Annotated in this window: 6 protein-coding genes and 2 pseudogenes; 2 read left to right on the top strand and 6 right to left on the bottom strand. The window is 53.2% G+C overall.

What is annotated here, in order from left to right; all coding sequences use genetic code 11:
• The first annotated feature begins 1 nt into the window (after nucleotide 1).
• Nucleotides 2-496, top strand: coding sequence for a lysis system i-spanin subunit Rz (locus BLV20_RS30635; protein WP_092306077.1), 495 nt, complete (start codon nucleotides 2-4; stop codon nucleotides 494-496).
• Nucleotides 497-532: 36 nt separating this feature from the next.
• On the opposite strand, the gene BLV20_RS30630 is transcribed toward BLV20_RS30635, so the two are convergent.
• Entirely contained in the window at nucleotides 533-2,371 is a 1,839-nt protein-coding gene (locus tag BLV20_RS30630; protein WP_092306076.1) for an acyltransferase family protein, read from the bottom strand.
• Nucleotides 2,372-2,497: 126 nt separating this feature from the next.
• On the opposite strand from BLV20_RS30630, the pseudogene BLV20_RS31910 reads away from it, so the two are divergent.
• Nucleotides 2,498-2,698 (top strand): annotated as a pseudogene (locus BLV20_RS31910) (DNA polymerase V subunit UmuC); the annotation flags it as partial.
• A gap of 347 nt (nucleotides 2,699-3,045) precedes the next feature.
• Here the strand turns inward: BLV20_RS31910 and BLV20_RS30620 are convergent.
• The 5 genes and pseudogenes from BLV20_RS30620 to BLV20_RS30600 all read right to left on the bottom strand — a co-directional run.
• Entirely contained in the window at nucleotides 3,046-3,960 is a 915-nt protein-coding gene (locus tag BLV20_RS30620) for a transporter substrate-binding domain-containing protein (RefSeq protein ID WP_092306075.1), read from the bottom strand.
• 95 nt (nucleotides 3,961-4,055) lie between these two features.
• Nucleotides 4,056-4,340: pseudogene (locus BLV20_RS30615) on the bottom strand (aldehyde dehydrogenase family protein); the annotation flags it as partial.
• 85 nt (nucleotides 4,341-4,425) lie between these two features.
• The gene (locus tag BLV20_RS30610; RefSeq protein WP_092306074.1) at nucleotides 4,426-5,241 is read right to left on the bottom strand and encodes an HpcH/HpaI aldolase/citrate lyase family protein; all 816 of its coding nucleotides are present in this window, start codon (nucleotides 5,239-5,241) and stop codon (nucleotides 4,426-4,428) included.
• On the bottom strand, nucleotides 5,238-6,083 hold the full coding sequence (locus BLV20_RS30605) for an HTD2 family dehydratase (protein WP_092306073.1): 846 nt from the start codon (nucleotides 6,081-6,083) through the stop codon (nucleotides 5,238-5,240). The genes BLV20_RS30610 and BLV20_RS30605 overlap by 4 nt, the downstream gene beginning before the upstream one ends.
• A 25-nt stretch (nucleotides 6,084-6,108) precedes the next feature.
• On the bottom strand, nucleotides 6,109-6,745 hold a 637-nt coding region (locus tag BLV20_RS30600), incomplete at its 5' end, for an electron transfer flavoprotein subunit alpha/FixB family protein (RefSeq protein ID WP_139192777.1).

The following is a 6,745-nucleotide window of genomic DNA, read 5'->3' as shown; positions in this document are numbered from 1 at the left end:
CGTGCTGGTGCTGGCCGGTCTGCTGATCGCCGCCGGCGCGGGCGGAGCATGGAGGGTGCAGGACTGGCGCTACGGCAAGAAACTGGCCGACCAGGGGCGGCTTCATCAGGATGACCTGGCCGCCATCAGCAGCGCGGCCTCTGCCCAGCAGCAGGCCGAGCAGGCCAAGCGCCTGACGCTCGAGCAGCGTCTGGCCATCGCCGACCAATTCCACCACCAGGAGCTGACCAATGCTCAGAAAGACCAAGCTCGCCTGCGCGATCGCCTTGCTACTGCTGACCTGCGGCTGTCAGTCCTTGTCGACGCCGCGGATACAGCCAGTTGTAGCAACGTGCCTGCCACCCCCACCACCAGCGGCGTGGTTCATGGAGCCGCGCGCGCCCGACTTGACCCAGCGCATGCTCAACGAATTGTCAGCATCACCGATGCCGGAGACCAAGGACTAATCGCGCTCCGGGCATGCCAAGCGTATGTGAAGAAAATCACAACGCTTTGAAATGGGGTTTGAAAACGCCCAAGTCCTATGCAACCGTCACTCCAGATCTTTTATGAAGCGTTCAAGCGCAGGGGTTGCCAGTTTGCCATACAGGGTAGAGCCGACTTCGTTCAAATGGTGGTTATCTAGGTAAATGAGTGTGTCGTCTTGTAGAGGGATATCTTTAAAGAAGCTGTCTTTTGATAGATCAAGGAAAGTGGCGTTCGGATGTGTGGCGGTCAGGTTTCTAACTTTTTCGTTAGCCTTAACCCACTCGGTATTCATTGAGGGGCGCAGGTGCATACCAAGCGTGTTGGCTCGATAGATTCTCTGTGGGTTTAGAGTCATCATGGGGACTTGAGCAAGCACCAAAACTTTTTGATTTCTTTTATCTGCTTCTGATATGAACTCATCAAGTTTCTGCATGAATTCAGTGCTTGCTGATTGATATTGCCACATCCCGGCGATGATTATTCCGGCTGCGCCAGGCGTGTATTTTTTAGCTTCTTCAATTTGTGAGTTACAAGCAGCGCGAGCCCAATCAACGATTCTCTGAGAGTCAAACCCTGGGATGGTGACACAGTTGCTCGCTGAAATGACGCTAATTTTTGTGTGGGTCGCATTCCCCACGACATCAGCAAAGTAGTTGAGTTGAGCAGCATGGCTGTCCCCAACCATTAAGAGTGTTTTATTCGAAGAAATATCACCTCTTAGGCATTCACCTACAATCTTTGAATGACATATTTCAGCATCAGGTGCGTAACGAGTCAGGTTCTCAGGCAGAGGTGCTACCAGCTTTGAATTTAAGCTACTTGCAAGAAATAAGGTGCCAATGGTTGCGAAGAATAAACCCAAGCATTTTGTAATTGCCATTTTGTTGGAGCTTGCCCCCCTGAGAGGGGTCTCGATAACCTTGTAAGATATATAAGCCATAATAAATGTGGATGCTGCAAATGCCAATGTCGAATTTACACCTAGCTCATAAGCCCCAGACAGATACCGAATTAGCGCGAGGGTTGGCCAATGCCACAGATAGAGTGAATATGATAACGCCCCTACAAATACCAGTGGTTTAATGGACAAGGCTTGGTTGACAAAGCTGTCTTTGCTAAGGATTAGTAAGGCTACGCCAATACAGGCGGGTAATGCCCAAGCCCCAGGGAAGCCCTTATGCTCATTAATGAAGGCCATGCTCGAGGAAAGTAGTAATAGTCCGATGAATGCAGCGTAATTTGATTTGTTTCTTGTTTTGAGAATACCTGAGGGGATCAGGGCGATTAGTGCGCCGATTAGAAATTCAGGGACTCTGTTGGCCAGAGAAAAATAGATGGATTGACGGAATCCTTTGTGTAACTGAACTTCAGAGTAAATTGTCAAGGTGATAGCAATAATAGACAGTGTCGCTGCTATGTAGCGCCTTGGTACAATCAGCAGAAGTACGGGTAGCAGTAGATAAAACTGCATTTCAATGGCGAGGGACCAAGTGTGAAGTAGCGGTTGTTCGTAGGCGGCGGGTGCAAAGTAGTCATTCTGGCTGGCAAAGAAAGAGTTGCTTTCGAATAGCAATGCCGCTTTCGCGCTTTTTAGAAAGGATTCAAAGTCAACAGGGATCAGGAAGAAGGACGCGATAATGGCTGTAATAGCCAGTAGTGCATAGTAAGCGGGGGCAATACGTTGAATGCGGCTTAAGTAGAAATCACTTAATGAGAAGTTGTTGTTGTGTTTTTTGCGTAGAATGATGCTGGTGATTAAGAATCCGGAAATAACGAAAAAAATGTCAACGCCGATGAAACCACCGGGTAACCAGTTTTTGTTCAGGTGGAAAAGAATAACACTGAGCACAGCCAAGGCTCTCAGGCCTTGAATATCGTTTCTTAATTGTGTGCCGTTACTCATTGCGCCTCTCGGTTCGGTGTTTTGTTTTTTAAAGGGTTAGGATTTTGGTGCGCGATATTACACCACTCCCCTGATCAGGGTTGCTATCTGTGATCTTTGGAAGGTAAGTCATCGTGTATGACTGTTCGCAGGATGAAGCTGTACCTGGACACTCTGGGTATTAAGACGGCCATGGACCTGGCCAAGGCCGATCGTGGATGCTGCGCAAGAAGTTCAGCGGGGTGATCGAGAAGACTGCCCGAGAACTGGCAGGCACCCCGTGCCTGGAGCTGACCCGATCCATCGAAGCAGGAGATTTGCTGTAACCGTATGTTCGGCAAGCGGCTGGGTGTGCGCAAAACCACCGCTGGAGGCTACGGTTTCTCGTTTGTATAAGCACAAAAGTACGGATGTTTTGCTCGACTAGATAGTGGGTATATCTTTTTAAAAACAATAGGTTAGGTGTTTTATGGTCCCAGCATGGGGTGCTAGGGGTCGAGTGTTCGAATCACTCCGTCCCGACCATATAATTCAAGGGGTTGCGAGATTTTATCTCGCGACCCCTTTTTATTTTTAGACGTTTTTATCCCTACAAAAACACTGGCTCTTGGTGGAGTCTTCAGCTGATACAAAGGTCATGGCGCGAGAAGAGTGCCTCGCTGTGTCCTGGTCGATCGAGCAGAAGAGGACGACCGTTAAAGAGCATTTTCCGGCGCCGGTTGGTCGTTGGGTTGGGTGATGATTGTTTTGAGCTCTGCGCTCATGGGGAGTTTGAGATTCAAGCCTTTGGGAGGGATGGGCTGAGTAAACCATTTATCGTAGATGGCGTTGATTTCGCCCGAGACGAAAAGTGACTTGATCGAGTCATCCACGACTTTTTTGAGATCCGGATCACCCCGACGCATTGTGCAACCATAGATTTCGTTGGATTGCGGGGTGCCGGTCACCACCCAATCTTCCGGTTTCTTTGCCTTGGCCATCTCGCCCGCCAGCAATGCGTCGTCCTGCATAAACGCAATGGCGCGGCCGGACTCGAGCATTTGGTAAGACTCGCCAATGTCTTTGGCAGAGATTACGTTCATGTTCATCTTTTTCTCGGCATTCATGACCTTGAGCATCCGTTCGGCAGTGCTGCCAGCAGTAGTCACTACGTTCTTGCCGTTGAGATCTTGAAAATCCTTGTAAGCCGAATCCTTCCTGACCAACAAGCGGGTGCTGGCTTCAAAAATACCGACCGAGAAATCGACCTGCCGGGCTCTCTCGGCGGTATTGGTTGTGGAGCCGCACTCCAGGTCCACAGTGCCGTTTTGCACCAGTGGGATACGCGTCTGTGATGTCACCAGGTTGTACCGTACGTTCAGCTTGGGCATACCGAGTTCTTGCTTGATAGCCTCGACAATCTTTAATTGAATGTCATGGGAGTAGCCCACCGGCTGACCGGATCCGTCGGCAATATAAGAGAAGGGAATGGACGAGTCTCGGTGACCCAGGGTGATGGTCCCCGAGGTCTTGATTTTCTTAAGCGTGCCGGTGGGTTCGGCAGCCATGAGGGCAGTACTACTTAAGGCCACAGTCAGGGTAACGCCCAGGATTGCAGGGAAGGCACGCATCAAAAGCTCCTCATTAGGGTGAGGCGAGTCTTTTTCGGACTCGCTCATCTTTGGCTCGGCGAGAGGTCTCGCGGGGCTTGGCGACTTGCTTGTTTTTAGTGACGGTCCAGCCAGACGATCTGTGCATTACAGAATTCGCGCACACCGAAATGCGACAGCTCACGGCTAAAACCGCTTTTCTTTACGCCGGCAAAAGTGACGCATGGATTGGTTGCGCAATAGCCATTGATGAATACGCCTCCGGTTTCCAGTTCGCCGGCCAGCTTCTGGGCCAGTTCGACATTGCGTGTGTAGATGGTCGAGGCGAGCCCGAATTCACTGTCATTGGTCAGTTCCAGAGCATGTGGGGCGTCCCGCGCAGTGATGATCGATGCCACGGGTCTAAGGCTGGAAACATTAGTCATGACACCGTCCTGTAGGATGGGAGTGGATGCATAGCTTCTAAGCAACAGCGCCGGTGTTGAATCAGATCGCGCGAGCCAAAATGGAATGCGCGCGACCAATGACCGGTGCATCGACCATTTGCCCATCCAGCACAAAAACGCCCTCACCTGAATGAGCGGCTTCGATAATGCGTTGCGCCCAGTGCAATTCTTCCTGGCTAGGTTTTAGCGCCTGATGAATGATCACGATTTGGGTTGGATGGATACACAGCGCGCCACCAAAGCCCATGTCGCGTGCAAAATGAACAGCGCGTAGCAGCCCTGCGGTGTCCTGGATCGACGGAAATACCCCATCCAGCGCTGGAGCGAGTGCTGCAACTCGGGTGGCGAGCAAAACGGCGTAGCGCGCATGGCTAAGGATTTCTTCAGCGGCAGGGCTGCCAGCAGTCAGGTTCAGGTCCAGACCCAGATCCAGACTACCGAACGACAAGCGCTCAACGCCTTGAGTGCCAGCAATCTCGTTGAGTGCTGACAAACCCTTTGCGCTCTCGATGATTGGCCAAATCGGTTTTTCGGTACCAGCAGCTGTGGTGACCTGTTTCGCGCTTTCTGCTTTGGGTAGCAGAATTCCGATCGCGCCGGCGTGGCGTCGGCAAAGGTCCAGATCAGCAGCATGCGCCCAGTGATCCGGGGCATTCACTCGGACAAGAATCCGTGCATCCGGGGTTTTGCTCAGGAATGCGTCAAGATTATCCCTCGCCTGCTCCTTGAGTTTTTCTTGCACGGCATCTTCCAAGTCAACGATGACCCGATCCGCACCGGTGGCGATAGCTTTTGGGATACGCTCTGGTCGAGTGGCCGGCACAAACAGGGCGGAGCGAACAATTGATTTGCTCATGGCGTTCCTCCATTGCTGAACTCAATTTCTCCGACCTGTGCTGTGCCATCCTGATTGCCAGCCCAGACCTGCGCCTTGCCGTTTTCGATTAGACGTCCGCCCACCTCGAAAGGCTGAGGCGAAATCAGAGGTCGTACTCCGCGGAATGCGAAACGCTCCAGGCGCGCAGTTGGATGTGCTTTGGTAAAGGCATGCAAATTCAACGTGGCGATCAATGGACCATGTACCACTAGCCCCGGATAACCTTCGGTCTCTGTCACATACGGCCAGTCATAGTGAATACGATGACCATTGAAGGTCACTGCGGAATAGCGAAACAGCAGGGTTGGAGTGGGCTCGATCCGTTCCTGCCATTGGCCTTCAGGTAGCGTTTCGGTACCGCCCAGTTTGGGCGGGGAAGGTTCACGGTAAACAATGTCCTGATCGTCTTGTAGGGCGCATTTTCCGTCCTGGAAAAACTCATGGCGTACTGTGACGAACAATAAGGAACCCGTGCGACCGTGCTTCTCCTCGACGTTGAGGATGGTCGATACACAGGTCGCGTCATCCTCCACTGTTAACGGCTGGAAAAACTCAATTCGGCTGCCCGCCCACATGCGATTGCGGTTATGGGCCGGCGGCAAAAATCCCCCAAGCGCTGGATGGCCGTCCGGCCCCAGTTCGCTGGCACCCACCGGCTCCTGAAAAAATGCCCAGTGCCACAGGGGCGGCAGCGGCTCGCCGGGTTGTGGAGCCGACTCGCCCAATGTCGCGGCAATGCGTCTGACCAGAGTAAAACTGATCCGGTCCTGGCTTTCCTGACGTCGTCCAATCCAGGCGGAAAAATCGGAACTGCTGCTCATATTCTATGCTCCAGTCGTTCAGTGATCAGGCCAGGGCAGCCATTTCTGGAATCGCTTCAAAAAGATCCACCACCAGGCCGTAATCGGCCACCTGGAAGATCGGCGCTTCTTGGTCCTTGTTGATCGCAACGATCACCTTGGAATCTTTCATGCCGGCCAGGTGCTGGATCGCGCCGGAGATACCGACGGCGATGTACAGCTGTGGCGCAACGATTTTGCCGGTCTGACCGACCTGCATGTCGTTCGGTACGAAACCTGCGTCGACCGCGGCGCGCGAAGCACCGACGGCAGCGCCCAGCTTGTCGGCCAGGGCGTACAGGTGTTTGAAGTTGTCACCGTTCTGCATGCCGCGGCCGCCGGAAACGACGATCTTGGCGGCGGTCAGTTCAGGACGGTCGGACTTGGCCAGCTCTTCGCCGACGAAGCTCGACTTGCCTGCATCGTGAGCGGCAGCAACCGCTTCGACAGCGGCCGAACCGCCTTCGGCGGCAACGGCGTCGAAACCGGTGGCGCGCACGGTGATGACTTTCACCGCGGCGTTCGATTGCACGGTAGCGATGGCGTTACCGGCGTAGATCGGACGCTTGAAGGTGTCGGCGCTTTCTACCGAGATGATCTCGGAGATCTGGTCGACGTCCAGCTGCGCGGCAACGCGCGGCAGG

This window comes from Pseudomonas sp. NFIX28 (assembly GCF_900107395.1).
Taxonomy (GTDB): domain Bacteria; phylum Pseudomonadota; class Gammaproteobacteria; order Pseudomonadales; family Pseudomonadaceae; genus Aquipseudomonas.
The sequence above is the reverse complement of the archived record's forward strand: the minus strand, read 5'-3'. Positions and strand labels throughout refer to the sequence as shown.